The sequence below is a fragment of the Rubricella aquisinus genome (assembly GCF_014199445.1).
Taxonomy (GTDB): Bacteria; Pseudomonadota; Alphaproteobacteria; order Rhodobacterales; family Rhodobacteraceae; genus Rubricella; species Rubricella aquisinus.
Genome location: NZ_JACIJS010000007.1, coordinates 262,576 through 278,129, shown reverse-complemented (window position 1 = coordinate 278,129; position 15,554 = coordinate 262,576). Strand labels below are relative to the sequence as shown.

Genomic DNA, 15,554 nt, shown 5'->3' with positions numbered 1-15,554 from the left:
TTCCCGGCGCTTCATTTCATTCCGCGCGTTCGGGCGCAAACGCTGCCCCGCAGCGTTTGTCTCTCGCCCTCACCCCAAAGGGAGGCGAAGCCGACATGCGGGAGCGCTACTTTGAGATCTGCGTCAAGCTTTCCGCAAGATCGCCATACCCCGTGAAGCGCCGCTCATAGCTCAGGTCCAGCCGCCCGGCGCAGTGTTCCGCAATCCGGTCGAGATCAGGATCATGGGTTTGAGCGAGGTAGATCAGGCGCTCGTAATGCCCGAAATACATCTCTCGCAAGTCAGGGTGACGGTCGAGCCCCAATGGCTCCCAAACAAATGCATCAAACTGCCGGACAAGGAAATCGGTCAGGTAGAAGGCCCGCATCTCCTCATCGCCGCGCGCGGCGAATGTCTCATTTCCATCGAAGAAGCTATAGCAATGCGGGCCAGCGATCCGGTCCACGCCCTCCGCGGCGCAGACCGCATCCAGCAGTCCGCCCGTGCCGCAATCGGCATAAAGGATGAAGATGCGGGTAAATCCATCCGCGCGCCCCTGCTGAATGCTGTTTCGGACAACCTCGGGGATTTTCTCCGGCGTGTTGTGCAGAATAGCAGGCAGGCAGCGCAGGGTGAAATGATCGGCCCCATTGGCGCGATTGATGGCGAGCACTTCACGGGCCAGCGCACCGCAAGCGATCAGCAGGACCGGACCCGTGCCCGCAGCGCCGCCCTTATGGGTCAGGATATCGGGGTCGGTCATCATCGGGGATTGAGCCGGACAGCCGTGCCATAGGCCAAAACCTCCGACGCGCCCTGCATCACCATCGCTGTTGCGAAGCGCACCTCCACAATCGCATCCGCGCCCAGTGCCTCAGCCTCCGCGCACATCCGGTCAAAGGCCTGCTCCCGCGCGGCCCCCATCATGGCAGAGTACCCTTTGACCTCCCCGCCCACGAGGGACCGCAGCGCGGCGACGATATCGGTGCCAACATGTTTCGTGCGGATCGAGGAGCCGCGCGCGATGCCAAGTGTCGTCACCACCTCCCGCCCAGGAATGGTGGCCGTTGTCACCACGAGCGCCCGGTCAATATTCGACATCGTCATAGGGATCGTCCTTCGCTTCATTGAGCCGTTCCGTGATGACACGCGCGATCACATAGGCCGCGATGCCTACGGGGACCAAGACAAACAGCATCACCGGCCCTGCCATAGCAAAACCGATCATGAGGCCAATTATGTAGAGACACGCCATAAGCGCCGCCGCGACCGCCACGACGATCAGCACGAAAGTGTCCAGTTTCATGGGCGCACCTCCCTTTCTCTAGCAGGTGGTGCGCCCGAAACCGATCCTCAAGGATCAGGCGTGGGCCACCTGATTGTGCTTTCGCGCCATGTAGCTTTTTGCGGTTTCCACTGCCACGGCAGCGTCGCGGCAATAGGCGTCCGCGCCGATTGCTTTGCCGAATTCCTCATTGAGGGGGGCACCGCCCACAAGGACGACGTAATCGTCGCGCATCCCCTTTTCGATCATCGTGTCGATCACGACTTTCATATAGGGCATCGTGGTGGTCAGGAGGGCCGACATGCCAAGGATATCGGCCTCTTCCTTCTCAATTGCTTCGATATAGTTCTCAACCGGGTTGTTGATGCCCAGATCGATAACCTCAAAGCCCGCGCCTTCCATCATCATCGACACGAGGTTCTTGCCGATGTCATGGATATCGCCCTTCACGGTGCCGATCACCATTTTACCCATGCGCGGCGCGCCAGTTTCGGCAAGCAGCGGCTTGAGGATCGCCATGCCCGCTTTCATCGCATTCGCGGCAAGCAACACCTCAGGCACGAACAGGATGCCATCGCGGAAATCATGGCCAACGATGGTCATGCCGCCAACCAGCGGCTCGGTCAGAACCCTATACGGCTCCCACCCACGATCAAGCAGGATGCGCGTGCCCTCCTCGATCTCTTCCTTCATACCGTCATAAAGATCGTCCTGCATTTGCAGAACAAGATCCTCATCACTCAGTTCGGACAGGATGATCTCATCGTCCTCGTCAGCCATAGCGTGTTCCCTGTACCCTATGGGCGCGTTGCCCAAGTCAGCCAATACTCTTTCACAGATACGCAATTTGCAGCGGGATTAAAGCGGCAAAACGCGACATGCTTACGCCGCTCAGCGACCGAATTGATTAAATCGGCACAATTGCCCTATCCCCGGCGCCTGCGGCGTTGTCGCTGAGGTGCGGCGGTGCCTTCCGCGTCCGTGGCCCCATCGGAGGCGGAGGAGAAGCCACCCAGCTTTTCCGAAATCTCCTCAAGAGACGGCTTCGGGCCGGGAGGGGTTGTCTCCAGCGCGGCGCGCATGGCGCTGAGATGCTCTGGCATCGTCCCGCAACAGCCACCTATAATCTTCGCCCCGCAATCGCGGGCCAGCACGGCGTAGACCGCCATCAATTCCGGCGTGCCGTCATAATGGATATGACCTTCGACATATTTAGGAATGCCCGCATTGCCCTTGGCGATCAGGGTGCCGGTTTCGGTGGCCTCACGCACACCGATCATCGTTCGCAACAGATCAGAGGCCCCCACACCACAATTCGCGCCAAAGGCTATGGGCGGGTTGGGCAGCCCCTCCATGAAGGCGGCAAGCCGGGTGGAGGTCACGCCCATCATGGTGCGGCCCGCAGTGTCAAAGCTCATCGTGCCACACCATGGGGCGTTGAGCCGCTGCATGGCCTCGGCGGCGGCAACCATCTCTTCTTCGGCGGAGATCGTTTCGAGCCACAGAACGTCCGCGCCCCCTTCCAGAAGCCCGGCGCCTGCCTCCTCGAACATATCGACAGCATCGGCATGGCTGAGTGTGCCGACCGGCTCCATAATCTCACCCGTTGGACCCATGGAGCCTGCCACGATGATTTTGCGCCCCGACGCATCGGCCACTTCGCGCGCCAATTCTGCGGCAACGCGGTTCAGCTCGCGCACGCGGGATTCGGCATTGTGCAGCTTCAGGCGGGAGGCGTTCCCGCCAAAGGAATTGGTCAGGAAAATATCAGAGCCCGCTTCAACCGCCCCGCGATAGAGCGCGCGGATTTTGTCCGGCTCATCCACATTCCACAACTCGGGCGGCTCGCCGCTCGACAAACCCATATTGAACAGGTTGGTCCCCGTCGCCCCATCGGCAAGCAGCCAATCGCGCTGGGAAAGAAGGTCGGTCAGAGCATTCGACATGTGCGCCCTTTACTAAGGTCAGTTGGCCAAGGCGGCCTTGGCAATTTGATCGACGCGGTCGATCATGGCGCGCAGCCCGTTGGAGCGCTGCGCAGAGAGATGTTTATCAAGGCCAAGCCGCGCGAATTCGGCCTGCGCGTCAGTCTTGGCAATATCCGCGGCGGGGCGGCCCGATTGCAGCGTGATCAGGATCGCGATCAGCCCTTTGACGATCAGCGCATCCGAATCCCCGCGAAATGTGACAACAGCATCAGCGCCCGAGCCGGACACTTCAGGCACCAGCCACACCTGACTTGCGCAGCCATCAACCTTCGTCATCGCGGAGCGTTCCGCCTCACTGATCGGCGGCAGAGCTTTTCCCATCTCAATGACATGGGCATAGCGGTCCTCCCAATCATTGAGAAATTCAAACGTATCTACGAGGTCTTCAAAGGCGTCCGACGGCATTTTTGCGCTCTCATCTGCTGAGTTAGGTGTGATTTATGGCAGTTAGGGGGTGCCGTCCACCCATCGTCCGCCTGCATACGTTTGCAATTGCGAACGGCTTGCGCGTTGGGTGGTTGTCGTGGCCCGCGCGTCAAGGTAGCGTCGCGCCCAGATTAAGGATGGAGTGTCCCATGCGTTTTGCCGCCCTCGCCCTGCTTGCCCTTACAGTGGCCGCCTGTTCCGCCGATGAGGAGGTCAGCGCCGCCCCGACAATCGAGACATCGCTGGTCGGCGAAGTGCTCTCTGTCAGTGTCGGGCAAATGGTGGATGGCGTGATGATCACCGCGATCGCGCGCGACGGGCATAATGGCAGCCATTCGCCCACGCTCCTGCCCGCCGGGCAACGCGGTGACACGCTGATCTATGACTTCACCGTGGAGCGGCGCGGGGAGCCATTGGGCAATCGCGGGCCGATCAATATTACTGGTGTCACGATTGTGGATCCGCAGACGATCCTCGGCATGTCCTCGGTTCTGGTGCGGGGCGCGAATGGCCAATCCGGCGCGACGCTACCGGGCGCCAACTGATCAACTGCGAATGATCTTGATCGTGTTGCCCTTGACCCCAAGGGCAATATTCCCCGCGATAAGGTCAAGCGCATCCGCCCCGAAAATGTCACGCCGCCAGCCTTTGAGCACCAGATGATCGCCCTCAGGCTCTGACGCGAGTGCATCAAGGTCGGCACTGGTCGCAATCAGCTTTTGCGCCACGCCTGCGCGTTCCGATTTGGCCTTGAGCAACACCCGCAACAGATCACTGAGTGCCGGGCTGATCGGGGCTTGGCGTTTTTGGGCCTGCACGCGCGGCAGCGCGTCATCGGGGCAGTCGATACCACGTTGCACGGCGGCGAGAATCGCCTCCGCCGCCGGACCTTTACGGGCTTCGCGCAACAACAGGCGCGATTTGTTGAGATCCTCGACGCTGCGGGGGCGGTTGGAGGCAACCTCCAAGAGCGCATCATCCTTGATCAGGCGATTGCGGGGCACGTCGCGTGATTGCGCCTCACTCTCCCGCCACTGCGCAAGTTCGCGCACGATCGCCAGAAAACGGCCAGAGGTGGTGCGGGTCTTGAGCCGCTGCCACGCGTCCTCGGGCTTGACCTCGTAGGTGGATGGGGAGCGCAGAATGCTCATCTCCTCCTCCACCCATGGCTGACGCCCGGTTTCATCCAGCCGCTTTTTCAGCGTCAGATAGATGTCGCGCAAATGGGTCACATCCGCGAGCGCATAGGTTTTCTGCTTGGCCGAAAGCGGGCGGCGGGACCAGTCAGTGAACCGGCTCGATTTATCAAGATCGGCCTTGGCAATCTTGCGCACCAGCGTTTCATAGCCGACCTGCTCCCCGTATCCGCACACCATCGCGGCGACTTGCGTGTCAAACAATGGCTCCGGGATCACACGCCCCATGGTCCAGAAAATCTCCAGATCCTGACGCGCGGCGTGAAACACTTTTACCACTGACGGGTCCGCCATCAGATCGAAAAGGGGGCCAAGATCAAGGCCATCGGCCAGTGTATCAATCAGCGCGCCCGCGTCATCGCCCTCTTCCGGCAGCGCCATTTGCACGAGGCAAAGCTGCGCGTAATACGTCCGCTCTCTCAGAAATTCGGTATCAACAGTGACAAAAGAATGTGCCTTTGCACGGGAACAAAACGCGGCAAGCGCGTCCGTGGTCGATATTTCGAGCATTCACTTTCACCCTGTTGTTTAGATACGCTTACAGAAACCGCGCAAGGAATGCAAAAGCCCGCTGCGCGTCATTTAACAGGCCGCACCGCGTGACACAAAAGACTGAGGCCCAAACGGCAGAGATCACCATGCGGCGCGCCATCCGGCTGGGCCTGCCTGCGGTGCTGCTGGCGATACCGGGCACGACGGTGGCGCTCTACCTTCCCAAGTATTTCGGGCTTGATATGGGGTTGGGGCTTGCTGTCGTGGGGCTGGTTTTTGCCATGGCGCGGGTCGTGGATATCCTGCTTGATCCCGTGATGGGACATTTGAGCGACCGGACGCGCAGCCGATTTGGCCCGCGTGTGCCATGGATGCTGGCAGCGTTAGGCCCACTTCTGATCGCATCCTTTCTGCTGACCCATCCCCCTGCCCCGGTTGGCCTCATTTATCTGTCTGCCGCGATTCTGCTCCATTATGTCTCGTGGACCATGCTGGACATTCCTTTTGCCTCCATCGCGCTGGAGACGGGCCGGACCGCGACGGAGCGGGTGCGCCTTTCCTCCGGCGTGGCACTTTGCCAGTTGATCGGCGTGTTGCTGGTCGCGCTGGTCCCGACGGTACTGGGCCTGACCACGTCCGACGCTGTGCCCCTGATCCCGTGGATGCTGGGGTTGATGATGGTGCTTTTGGTGCCGATATTCCTGCCCATCGCCCCGCGCGCCCACACCGCCCCGCCAAAAGCAGAAGGGCTCCTGCGCGCCTATCGCGCCGTGCTGCGCCGCGCCCCGATCCGGCGCATTGTCTTTGCGTTCGTGTTGAGCATGGGGGCGAACGCCTTTGTCAGTGCGCAGATCGTGCTCTATGTCGAGTTTCGGGTGCTGGCGGAGGTGGGGGCCGCGCCCTTCTTCCTCATCGGATTTCTGGCCTCCGGGCTGGCCCTGCCCTTGGTGCTGTGGGGCGCGAAGCGGCTGGGGCGAAAGCGGACTTGGCAGATCAGCCTCTGGATCGCGATCCTCGCACTTTTGTGTATCGGCACGGGCGCGATGATCCCGTTTACCATCGGCATGATCCTGTTTGGCGCGTCGCTCGCCGCGGATGCGGTCATCCCCAACGCGCTCCTCGCCGATGAGATCACGACGGCGCAAAAGGACAACGCCGCTCCCCTCGCCGGGCGCGTGCGGGCCTGCAAGAACGCCAGTCAAAAGATGACGACCTTTGGCCCGATGCTGATCGGATTGCCATTGCTGGATTGGGCCGGGGTTGATCCCGGCGGCACTGGCACGGCCTTCACCCAACCTGCGCTTGTTGTGAGCGTCATCGTGATCCCGCTGATGCTGAAGCTCGGCACGCTTTGGGCCAGCACGCGGATCATCGAAAGCAGGTAAGGCTGTGGCCGCGCGCGACGGCGAAAAACCTGCTTGAACTTATCCGCCATTCGACGGTAGACCCGTCAGCGGAGACGTGGCCGAGTGGTCGAAGGCGCTCCCCTGCTAAGGGAGTAAACGGGCAACCGTTTCGAGGGTTCGAATCCCTTCGTCTCCGCCACTCACGGCGATGAAGACCTGATAGGTGACAACCGGTTTTGGACATTGGACGGAACAGTGTTGATGCGCCGTTGCATCTTGGCATCTTTTGTAAATGCCATCTTGCTGCGCCATCCCAGGAAAGGTGCACACGAAAACCTTAAACGCACAAAGCACAGTGTTTTCGATAAAACCGGGTGCGGCTAGGGGTGCGGTCGACTAGGTGACTGGGCCTGTGTCAACAACAAAACCCTCATCAAGAGAAACTCCCGCCTGCGCGGCTATGGTCGGACCACCAGATCGGGCGCGGATGAGTTTGCCTCCACCACCCGCACATTCCGCATATCATTGCCAAGCGCCCGTGCGCGGGCTTGCTCGGCGGAAAGGCCATAGCTGAGCCAGCGCGCAATCAGCCGCTTTTCCAGTTCCGCGTGATCGACGTCGAGCCGGATGGTCAAGTCGAACAGCGCGGACAATGCGTGCCATGGCGGCAGGGTCAGCAGCAGATAATTGCCTTCAATGACCACAATCCGCGTGTCCGCCGCGATATGGCCGCCATTTGGTACGGTGCGGTCAGCGCTTCGGTCGAAGGTCGGATAGGACACGTCATCCTCAGTGCGCAGGCGCTGGATGAGGGCTATGAACCCGTCCGCGTCGAATGTCTCCGGCGCGCCTTTGCGCTCCAGAAGGCCGCGCGGGATCAAATCCGCGTTGTCGAGGTGAAACCCGTCCATCGGCAAGACCGCCGCCTGTGGCCCGAGGCGCTGTGCCAACGTGTCGGCAAGCGTTGTCTTGCCAGAGCCGGGCGCCCCGGCAATCGCCACGAGCACCCGGCCTGTGCCTGTGTCCTTGGCGGTGATCTCCTGAAGGAGTGTCTCAATGGATGGCTGTGTCACGGTCATACCGTCCCGATGCTGCAAGTCTTGTATGAGGTTCGCGGGCAGGCGCGCGTGGCGTCACCCGGACAAGTAGGTCGCCAAGGTGGCGCGCACGCCCTTGGCCCAGAGCATGTCCAGCCATCGGGCGAAGGAGGCGGCAAACCGGTCATCCTGCCCAAGATCGCCATATATATGGCCCTGAAGAAGCCATGCCTGTGGGTCCGTCCGGGCTGCGTGTGCTACCGTCTGAAGCTCTGTCCACATCGGATCATTCGGCGCGATCACATCGCCTGTTTCGCGGGTGCCTGCACACATCCGTGCCCAAAGCGCCTCGACCAAGGCAAGCCCGTCGATGGATTGCCCGGCTGCAATCGCCTCGCGCAGGATTGGCAGAAGAAAGCCCGGATGCCGGGACGAGCCATCGAACGCAACGCGCCGCGTGGTGTCGCGGATCAGGGGATTGGCAAACCGCTTCTCAATCAGAGCGAGGTAGTCTTGCGTCGTCACCCCCGGCACCGGATCGACATGTGGCAGGATGCCGTCTGTCTCCACCTTGTTGAAAAACGCGGAGATCTGCGGGTCGGCCATGCAATCGGCAATCGTCTCCAGCCCAAGGATTTCGCCCGCATTGGCCAGCACCTGATGCCCGGCATTGAGCACGCGGATTTTCATGCTTTCATGCGTGTGCACATCGTCGGTGATTACGACGCCCGCGTCCTCCCATGGGGGGCGGCCCGCGCAGAACGCGTCCTCAATCACCCATTTGCGGTAGTTCTCATGGGTGACAGGGGCCGCGTCCGCGATGCCCAGTTGTTGCACGAAAGACAACTCAGCCGGCCCGGTTGCCGGCACGATGCAATCGACCATCGCATTTGGAAAGGACGCGTTCTGCTCAATCCAAGCGGCAAGATCGGGATCAATCCGTTCCGCCAAAGACAGGATCGTCCGGCGCAGCACCGCGCCGTTTTCCTGAAGGTTGTCACAGCATTGCCCGGTAAAGGCCGGATGCCCTGCCGCACGGCGCGCCGCATAGGCCGCGATCATCGCGCCAAATGCGGTCACGGGCCGGTCGGGATGGACGATATCGTGCTGGATGTCCGGGTGATCGGTATCAAGCGCGCCCGTGGCCGTCTGATAATACCCGCCTTCCGTCACCGTGAGCGACACGATGCGAATGCGCGGATCAGTCAGGGCCGCGATCAGCGGCTGATTATGGGGATGCACCTCCACAAAACCGATCATCGAGCCGATGACCTCAACGGAGGTGCCATCAGGGTCAAGTTCAATGAGCGTGGTCAGGCAATCCTGCGCCAAAAGCTTTTCGCGCATCATCGCATCGCCCGGTCGCACCCCTGCCCCGATGATGGCCCAATCCTGAGCCAGCCCCTGCTGCATCAGTTTGTGCAGATACCACGCCTGATGCGCGCGATGAAAATTGCCGACACCGATATGCACGATGCCGGGGGTCAGCGCCGACCGGTCATAGCGCGGCACCTCGACCGCTTCGGGCAGGCTCCCAAGCGTGTCGTTGCGCAGCGCGCGGGCGGCGGCCTCATGCGCGTGGAGTTTCATCAGCTCATCCAATTTCCGCCATCCACATTATAGGTTTGTGCGACGATATAGTCGGCCTCCTGGGTCGCCAGAAAAATGGCCATGCCCGTAAGGTCCTCCGCCTGTCCCATCCGGCCAAAGGGGACGGCGGCGCCGACTTCGGCCTTTTTCTGGCCAGGGGCCTTGCCTTCATATTTCGCAAAAAACGCATCGACCCCGTCCCAATGCTCTCCATCGACAACGCCGGGGGCGATCGCGTTCACGTTGATGCCATGCTTTATGAGGTCGAGCCCGGCTGATTGCGTCAGGCTGATCACGGCGGCTTTGGACGCGCAGTAAACCCCGACCAGAGCCTCCCCGCGCCGCCCGGCCTGTGAGGCCATGTTGATGATCTTGCCCCGCACGCCATGCGCGATCATATGCTCAGCGACCGCCTGAAGGGTGAAAAGCGTGCCCTTCACGTTGACATCAAACACGCGGGTATAATCCTGCTCCGTGATCTCGACGATGGGGGCTGCGGTAAAGAGAGCCGCGTTGTTCACAAGAATGTCGATGGGGCCGAAACCTTCGCCCCCGGCCATGGCGATGGCGTCTCGAATGCTGGCCGTGTCGGTCACGTCCAGTTTGACGGCAAGTGCGTTGTCCCGGCCCAAATCGCCCGCCGTTGCCATGGCACCGTCCATGTCGATATCCGCGATGATGACGCGCGCGCCCTCCCGCAAGTACGCGGCGGCAAAGGATCGCCCGATCCCGCGCGCCGCACCCGTGATGAGGGCAGTCTTGCCGGCCAGTCTCGTCATTCGATGCGCAACCCTTGCCCGTCAAAGCGGTGGATTTCCTCCGCGCGTGGCGTCAGATGGATCGTGTCCCCATGCTTGAGGTTCACATCCCCGATGGCGCGCACGGTGATCGTTTCTGCAAGGCCGGTATTGTGAATGTGAAAGAACGTGTCGGAGCCAAGATGTTCGGCCACGCCAACGGTGCCCTGCCACGCGCCATCCGCCTCCACAACGTCGATATGCTCGGGCCGGATGCCGATGGTGGTCGCGTCATATTTCGCGGCTTCCGCCCCGGTCAGCAGGTTCATCTTGGGCGAGCCAATGAAGCCCGCGACAAAGGTGTTGCGCGGCGCACGGTAAAGCTCCAGCGGGCTGCCGACCTGTTCGATCACGCCCGCCTGAAGCACCACGATCTTGTCCGCCATGGTCATCGCTTCGACCTGATCATGGGTGACGTAGATCATCGTCGTCTCCAGCCGCTTGTGCAGTTCGGAAATTTCCAGCCGCATCCCCACCCGCAGCGCCGCGTCCAGGTTCGAGAGCGGTTCGTCAAACAGGAAGGCCGCAGGCTCACGCACGATCGCGCGGCCAATGGCGACCCGCTGTCGCTGACCGCCTGACAACTGACCGGGGCGACGGTCGAGGTAATCCGTGAGGTTCAGAACGGAGGCCGCACTTTCAACCCGGCGCGTGATCTCCGCCTGATCCATCTTGGCCATGCGCAAGGGAAAGGCGATGTTCTTGCGCACCGACATATGCGGATAGAGCGCATAGGACTGGAACACCATCGCCAGCCCCCGCTTGGCCGGGACAAGGTCGGTCGCGTCCTTCCCATCAATCTCGATATGCCCGCTGGAGATATCCTCAAGCCCCGCGATCAGGCGCAACAGCGTGGATTTCCCGCAGCCCGAGGGGCCGACAAATACGGTGAACTCCCCGTCCTCAATCGTCAGATCAAGCGGCGGAATGACCTGCACTTCGCCAAAGCTTTTGGTGACCTGTTTCAGTTGGATTTGTCCCATTGGTCAGGTTCCTTTTTGATGCCCTACCGCGCCACTGCGTCGAAGAGTTATTTCACCGCGCCGAATGTCAGGCCGCGGACAAGTTGTTTCTGGCTGAACCAGCCAAGGATCAGGATCGGTGCAATCGCCATGGTAGAAGCCGCACTGAGTTTCGCGAAAAACAGGCCTTCGGGGCTGGAATAGCTCGCGATAAACGCGGTCAGCGGCGCCGCGTCGACGGCCGTGAGGTTCAGCGTCCAGAACGCCTCGTTCCACGCGAGGATGAAATTCAGCAGCATCGTAGAGGCGATGCCGGGAATGGCCATCGGCGTGAGGATGTAGATCAACTCCTCTTTCAGCGTTGCACCATCCATCCGCGCGGCCTCAAGGATTTCACCCGGAATTTCCCGAAAATAGGTGTAGAGCATCCAGATGATGATCGGCAGGTTGATCAGCATCATCACGATGACAAGGCCCGCGCGGCTGTCCAGCAGCCCCAACTGGATGAAGAGAAGGTAAATCGGATAGAGCACGCCCACCGCTGGCAACATCTTGGTGGAAAGCATCCACAACAGGATGTCCTTGGTCCGCTTGGACGGCACGAAGGCCATGGACCATGCCGCAGGCACCGCGATGATCAGGCCCAGAATGGTCGAGCCGCCCGCGATGATGATCGAATTCCACAAAAAGCGCGCATAGTTCGACCGCTCCATCACCACGCCGTAATTCTCAAGCGTCCAATCGAAATTGATGAACAAGGGCGGGCTGGCGATCGCCTGCGCCTCTGTTTTGAAGCTGGTGAGGATGGTCCACAGAATCGGGAAGAAGATCAGCAATCCAATCGCCCAGGCAATACCTGTATTGATCAGCTTGCGGCGGGATGTAACAGCACGGGCCATGATCAGTTATCCAGATTTTTGCCGACGATCCGCATCAGGAAGATCGCAACAATGTTTGCAAGGATGATGGCATAGACGCCACCGGCGGACCCAAGCCCGATATTCTGGCTTTCCAGCACACGCTGGAAAATGAGGTAAGACAGGGTCCGTGTGCCGAACGCGCCACCTGTGGTCACGAAAATCTCCGCGAAGATCGCAAGGAGGAAGATCGTCTGGATCAGGATCACGATGGTGATCGCACGCGCCAGATGCGGCAGAATAATATAGAAGAACCGCTGCACCTTGGGCGCGCCATCCATTTCGGCGGCCTCCAACTGCTCACTGTCGAGCGACTGGATCGCGGTCAACAGGATCAGCGTCGCAAAGGGCAGCCACTGCCAGCTGACGATCATGATGATCGACGGCATCGCGGCATCTGACAGCCAGCTTACCGGATCCGCCCCGAAAAACCGCCAGATATGGGAAAAGATGCCGTTCACCGGATCCATGAACATGTTTTTCCAAACAAGTGCGGACACGGTCGGCATGACAAAGAAGGGTGCAATGACGAGGATACGGACAATGCCCTGCCCCCACATCGGCTGATCCAGCAGCATCGCGAGAAAGATGCCAAGAACCACAGTGATCACCAACACGCTCAACACGATGATGAGGGTTGTCTGAACAGCGGGCCAGAACGCGCTTGAGGTGACAAACCGGACATAATTGTCAAACCCGGTCCATCCCAGATCGCCCCCCCGCAGCGGCAGATAGGTGCGGAACGAAAACCACAAGGTCATCATGAGAGGAACCAACATCCAACCCAGCAGCAGGATAACGGCGGGTGCCATCATGACACGGGCAGCGGATCGGGATGCTTTGGTCGCCATTGGATGGTCCTCTCCTATGGGCAGGAAAACTGCCCGGGATCGTAACAAAATTTCGAATTATAAAGCAAAAGAGCAAGGGGCGGCCGATTTGGCCCTGACCGCCCCTTGCCGGCACGAAACTTAGCGGTAGCCTGCGGCTTCCATCGCTTCGTTGGTGATCGCCTGCGCTTTTTCAAGCGCCTCTTCGATGGACTGCTGTCCAGCATAGGCGGCGGAGAATTCCTGGCTCACTTCGGTGGCGATGCCCGCAAATTCGGGGATCGCGACGAACTGAATGCCGACATAGGGCACCGGATCGACGGTCGGGTCGGTCGGATCTGCGGCATTGATCGAGTCGAGCGTCATCTGCGCGAACGGCACGTCCTGATACTCTGGCGTCTCATAGAGCGAGGTCCGTGCACCCGGCGGGACGTTGGCCCAGCCTTCATTTGCGGCAACCAGCTCGATATAGTCCTTGGAGGTGGCCCACTCGATGAACTGCTTGGCTTCCGCTTCCTGCTGGGTGCCTGCCGGAATGGCGAGCGCCCATGCCCAGAGCCAGTTTGCCCGCTTCTCAATGCCTTCCGCATTTGGTGCAAGCGCGAACCCAACATGATCTGCCACGGTGGAATCGTCACCCGTCACGAAGGATGCCGCAACGGTCGCGTCGATCCACATGCCGCATTTGCCCTGATTGAACAGCGACAGGTTTTCGTTAAACCCGTTGGTGGCATAGCCCTCGGGGCCATAATCATTCATCAGGTTGACGTAGAAATTGAGCGCATCGGCCCATTCCGGCTGATCAAACTGCGCATTCCAGCCTTCATCGAACCAGCGCGCGCCGAAGGAATTGCCCGTCACAGTGATGAAAGCCCCGCCCTCACCCCAACCGGCCTTGCCGCGCAGGCAGATACCGTTGATGTCGTTGGCCGGATCATCCATCGCGGCTGCGGCTTCGCGAATGAACTGCCATGTCGGTGCGACAGGCATTTCCAGACCCGCTTTCTCCATCAGGTCGGTGCGGTACATCACCATGGAGCTTTCGCCATAGAAGGGTGCCGCGTAGAGCGTGCCGTCATGGGACAGACCGTTGCGCATGGCGGGCAAAATGTCGTCCACATCATATTCGGCAGACAGATCATCGAGCGGGACGAGCCAGCCATTGGACCCCCAGATCGGGGTTTCGTACATGCCGATGGTCATGATGTCGAACTGGCCGCCACGGGTGGTGATGTCGGTGGTCACACGCTGACGCAACACGTTCTCTTCCAGCGTCACCCACTCGACATTGATGCCCGTCTCAGCGGTGAACTGATCCGTGTAGCCCTGCATCCGGATCATGTCGCCGTTGTTTACGGTCGCGATGGTGATGGTGGGGCTGTGGCCTGCCGCGATTGCGCCAGTAGCTGCGACCAGCGTAAGCGCCGACGCCGCACGAAGTGCGTTCTTAAGGTGCATCCTGTTTCCTCCCAAAGGTTTTTGTTTGGTGCCCTCTGAGAGAACGCATTTCCTATCGCGCAGTCAACTAAAAATTTACGCGCGCAAATTTAAATTCCGTCACGCGGATGCTCTCATAATGAGCTTTCCTTCCAATCGCGTGCTTTGCCAAGGTGTTACATGACCATCAATGGCGGCGAACAATGCCTCTGCCGCGGTCTGAGACACCGCATCATAATTGTGCGAAATCGTGGTGAGCGGTGGGCAGGTATAGCGCGAATGGGGGTGCCCATCCTGCCCCGCGACACGAATCGTACACTCCGCCCCGCGCCCCACGCGGATGCCTTTTTCATAGCAGGCAGTCAGCAATCCGATGGCCAGCCGGTCATTGCTGCACAGGATCGTGTTGGTGGAAAACTGGTTCTGATCGAAGGCTGCATGGCCGCCAACCCGCCCGATCTCTTCAAATCCCCACCCTTCCCCATCGACCGAGATGACATGGGGCGTAAAGCCAAAGGATTGCATCGCATCAACATAACTTTGCCGCCGCCGATGCGCATTGGGGTTGGCGGGGGTCTTCATCTCGAAAAAACAGGGTGCCTCCCCAGTCCGGCACAAATAATCGGTGATATGGGAGGTAAACTGGAAATTGTCAGACCCGACAAAAGCGAGGCCTATCTCATCGACACTGCTGTCAAAAATCAGGGTCGGCACATCTGCACAGAACCGCTCAAGGGCCGCCCGGTCCGACGCGCGCCCCAAAGGTGCGAACAATACCCCCGCAGGTTTCATGGAGCGCAGGGTATCGAGCACCTCCACCTCAAAGGCCGGATCACCATGCGAGCTGAACAATGTCGGGCGGTAGCCTGCTGCAATGCAACGTTGTTCCAGATTGCGCGCAATCTCCGCAAAATACGGGTCTGACAAAAGCGGCACGACGATGCCGATGCTCTTTGTCAGTTTGCGATTTTGGTTCATCGCATAAATGTTGGGCCGGTAGTCATATTTCTTGAGCGCCGCGTCAATTTTGCGGCGTGTGGTCTGGCGCACGCTTTCCGGCTCATTGAAATATTTGGACAATGTGGGGCGCGACACGCCGCTGACCCGCGCGAATTCATCCATGTTGCGGATCTTTGAGTCGCTCATCTTCCTGCCTTCCGTCGTAATCCGAAAAAACGGATGTTGTGTGTGAAGATAATTTCTTGCCGCGCGTTATAAATCAACCTTCATGGGTAAATTTCTGAAATTCTCTTGCTCCCTCTTTTTGCACGC

At 60.0% G+C, this 15,554-nt stretch carries 17 protein-coding genes and 1 tRNA gene; 3 read left to right on the top strand and 15 right to left on the bottom strand.

Features of this window, described 5'->3' with window-relative positions; translation table 11 throughout:
* Positions 1-106: 106 nt before the first annotated feature.
* From FHS89_RS13200 to FHS89_RS13175, 6 genes are all read right to left on the bottom strand, one after another.
* On the bottom strand, positions 107-745 hold the full coding sequence (locus tag FHS89_RS13200; RefSeq protein WP_425502796.1) for a DUF1638 domain-containing protein: 639 nt from the start codon (positions 743-745) through the stop codon (positions 107-109).
* Positions 742-1,086 (bottom strand): YbjQ family protein, encoded by a 345-nt coding sequence (locus FHS89_RS13195; RefSeq protein ID WP_184012398.1) that lies wholly within the window; start codon positions 1,084-1,086, stop codon positions 742-744. Before FHS89_RS13195 ends, FHS89_RS13200 begins: the two co-directional genes overlap by 4 nt.
* Positions 1,067-1,285: a hypothetical protein gene (locus tag FHS89_RS13190; protein ID WP_184012396.1), complete on the bottom strand. Its 219-nt coding sequence runs from the start codon at positions 1,283-1,285 to the stop codon at positions 1,067-1,069. Before FHS89_RS13190 ends, FHS89_RS13195 begins: the two co-directional genes overlap by 20 nt.
* A 54-nt stretch (positions 1,286-1,339) precedes the next feature.
* Positions 1,340-2,044: a corrinoid protein gene (locus FHS89_RS13185; RefSeq protein ID WP_184012394.1), complete on the bottom strand. Its 705-nt coding sequence runs from the start codon at positions 2,042-2,044 to the stop codon at positions 1,340-1,342.
* Between the two features lie 146 nt (positions 2,045-2,190).
* Positions 2,191-3,210 (bottom strand): betaine--homocysteine S-methyltransferase, encoded by a 1,020-nt coding sequence (bmt, locus tag FHS89_RS13180; protein ID WP_184012392.1) that lies wholly within the window; start codon positions 3,208-3,210, stop codon positions 2,191-2,193.
* An 18-nt stretch (positions 3,211-3,228) separates the two neighbouring features.
* Positions 3,229-3,657: a SufE family protein gene (locus FHS89_RS13175; protein WP_184012390.1), complete on the bottom strand. Its 429-nt coding sequence runs from the start codon at positions 3,655-3,657 to the stop codon at positions 3,229-3,231.
* 170 nt (positions 3,658-3,827) lie between these two features.
* On the opposite strand from FHS89_RS13175, the gene FHS89_RS13170 reads away from it, so the two are divergent.
* On the top strand, positions 3,828-4,223 hold the full coding sequence (locus tag FHS89_RS13170; protein WP_184012388.1) for a hypothetical protein: 396 nt from the start codon (positions 3,828-3,830) through the stop codon (positions 4,221-4,223).
* Here the strand turns inward: FHS89_RS13170 and rnd are convergent, their stop codons facing one another.
* Positions 4,224-5,384 (bottom strand): ribonuclease D, encoded by a 1,161-nt coding sequence (gene rnd / locus FHS89_RS13165; RefSeq protein WP_184012386.1) that lies wholly within the window; start codon positions 5,382-5,384, stop codon positions 4,224-4,226.
* Positions 5,385-5,473: 89 nt separating this feature from the next.
* Between rnd and FHS89_RS13160 the strand changes: the two genes are divergently transcribed.
* Both FHS89_RS13160 and FHS89_RS13155 read left to right on the top strand, forming a co-directional pair.
* Positions 5,474-6,751: an MFS transporter gene (locus tag FHS89_RS13160; RefSeq protein WP_184012384.1), complete on the top strand. Its 1,278-nt coding sequence runs from the start codon at positions 5,474-5,476 to the stop codon at positions 6,749-6,751.
* 70 nt (positions 6,752-6,821) lie between these two features.
* A tRNA-Ser gene (locus tag FHS89_RS13155) sits at positions 6,822-6,911 on the top strand.
* 259 nt (positions 6,912-7,170) lie between these two features.
* Here FHS89_RS13155 and FHS89_RS13150 read toward each other — a convergent pair.
* The 8 genes from FHS89_RS13150 to FHS89_RS13115 all read right to left on the bottom strand — a co-directional run bounded on the left by FHS89_RS13150 (position 7,171) and on the right by FHS89_RS13115 (position 15,428).
* Entirely contained in the window at positions 7,171-7,791 is a 621-nt protein-coding gene (locus FHS89_RS13150; RefSeq protein WP_184012382.1) for a nucleoside triphosphate hydrolase, read from the bottom strand.
* A 54-nt stretch (positions 7,792-7,845) separates the two neighbouring features.
* Positions 7,846-9,339: a mannitol dehydrogenase family protein gene (locus FHS89_RS13145; protein ID WP_184012380.1), complete on the bottom strand. Its 1,494-nt coding sequence runs from the start codon at positions 9,337-9,339 to the stop codon at positions 7,846-7,848.
* Entirely contained in the window at positions 9,339-10,118 is a 780-nt protein-coding gene (locus tag FHS89_RS13140) for an L-iditol 2-dehydrogenase (protein ID WP_184012378.1), read from the bottom strand. Before FHS89_RS13140 ends, FHS89_RS13145 begins: the two co-directional genes overlap by 1 nt.
* On the bottom strand, positions 10,115-11,119 hold the full coding sequence (locus FHS89_RS13135) for an ABC transporter ATP-binding protein (RefSeq protein WP_184012376.1): 1,005 nt from the start codon (positions 11,117-11,119) through the stop codon (positions 10,115-10,117). The genes FHS89_RS13140 and FHS89_RS13135 overlap by 4 nt, the downstream gene beginning before the upstream one ends.
* A gap of 47 nt (positions 11,120-11,166) precedes the next feature.
* Positions 11,167-11,997 (bottom strand): carbohydrate ABC transporter permease, encoded by an 831-nt coding sequence (locus FHS89_RS13130; RefSeq protein ID WP_184012374.1) that lies wholly within the window; start codon positions 11,995-11,997, stop codon positions 11,167-11,169.
* A 2-nt stretch (positions 11,998-11,999) separates the two neighbouring features.
* The gene (locus tag FHS89_RS13125; RefSeq protein WP_184012372.1) at positions 12,000-12,866 is read right to left on the bottom strand and encodes a carbohydrate ABC transporter permease; all 867 of its coding nucleotides are present in this window, start codon (positions 12,864-12,866) and stop codon (positions 12,000-12,002) included.
* Between the two features lie 120 nt (positions 12,867-12,986).
* A complete protein-coding gene (locus FHS89_RS13120) occupies positions 12,987-14,303 on the bottom strand; it encodes an ABC transporter substrate-binding protein (RefSeq protein WP_184012370.1) in 1,317 nt (438 codons plus the stop codon).
* Between the two features lie 99 nt (positions 14,304-14,402).
* Positions 14,403-15,428 (bottom strand): LacI family DNA-binding transcriptional regulator, encoded by a 1,026-nt coding sequence (locus FHS89_RS13115; RefSeq protein ID WP_184012368.1) that lies wholly within the window; start codon positions 15,426-15,428, stop codon positions 14,403-14,405.
* Positions 15,429-15,554: the final 126 nt, after the last annotated feature.

Coding starts and splice junctions, on each gene's coding strand:
- FHS89_RS13200 (WP_425502796.1), bottom strand. CDS start 745: ATGATGACCGACCCCGATATCCTGACCCATAAGGGCGGCGCTGCGGGC.
- FHS89_RS13195 (WP_184012398.1), bottom strand. CDS start 1,086: ATGACGATGTCGAATATTGACCGGGCGCTCGTGGTGACAACGGCCACC.
- FHS89_RS13190 (WP_184012396.1), bottom strand. CDS start 1,285: ATGAAACTGGACACTTTCGTGCTGATCGTCGTGGCGGTCGCGGCGGCG.
- FHS89_RS13185 (WP_184012394.1), bottom strand. CDS start 2,044: ATGGCTGACGAGGACGATGAGATCATCCTGTCCGAACTGAGTGATGAG.
- bmt (WP_184012392.1), bottom strand. CDS start 3,210: ATGTCGAATGCTCTGACCGACCTTCTTTCCCAGCGCGATTGGCTGCTT.
- FHS89_RS13175 (WP_184012390.1), bottom strand. CDS start 3,657: ATGCCGTCGGACGCCTTTGAAGACCTCGTAGATACGTTTGAATTTCTC.
- FHS89_RS13170 (WP_184012388.1), top strand. CDS start 3,828: ATGCGTTTTGCCGCCCTCGCCCTGCTTGCCCTTACAGTGGCCGCCTGT.
- rnd (WP_184012386.1), bottom strand. CDS start 5,384: ATGCTCGAAATATCGACCACGGACGCGCTTGCCGCGTTTTGTTCCCGT.
- FHS89_RS13150 (WP_184012382.1), bottom strand. CDS start 7,791: ATGACCGTGACACAGCCATCCATTGAGACACTCCTTCAGGAGATCACC.
- FHS89_RS13145 (WP_184012380.1), bottom strand. CDS start 9,339: ATGAAACTCCACGCGCATGAGGCCGCCGCCCGCGCGCTGCGCAACGAC.
- FHS89_RS13140 (WP_184012378.1), bottom strand. CDS start 10,118: ATGACGAGACTGGCCGGCAAGACTGCCCTCATCACGGGTGCGGCGCGC.
- FHS89_RS13135 (WP_184012376.1), bottom strand. CDS start 11,119: ATGGGACAAATCCAACTGAAACAGGTCACCAAAAGCTTTGGCGAAGTG.
- FHS89_RS13130 (WP_184012374.1), bottom strand. CDS start 11,997: ATGGCCCGTGCTGTTACATCCCGCCGCAAGCTGATCAATACAGGTATT.
- FHS89_RS13125 (WP_184012372.1), bottom strand. CDS start 12,866: ATGGCGACCAAAGCATCCCGATCCGCTGCCCGTGTCATGATGGCACCC.
- FHS89_RS13120 (WP_184012370.1), bottom strand. CDS start 14,303: ATGCACCTTAAGAACGCACTTCGTGCGGCGTCGGCGCTTACGCTGGTC.
- FHS89_RS13115 (WP_184012368.1), bottom strand. CDS start 15,428: ATGAGCGACTCAAAGATCCGCAACATGGATGAATTCGCGCGGGTCAGC.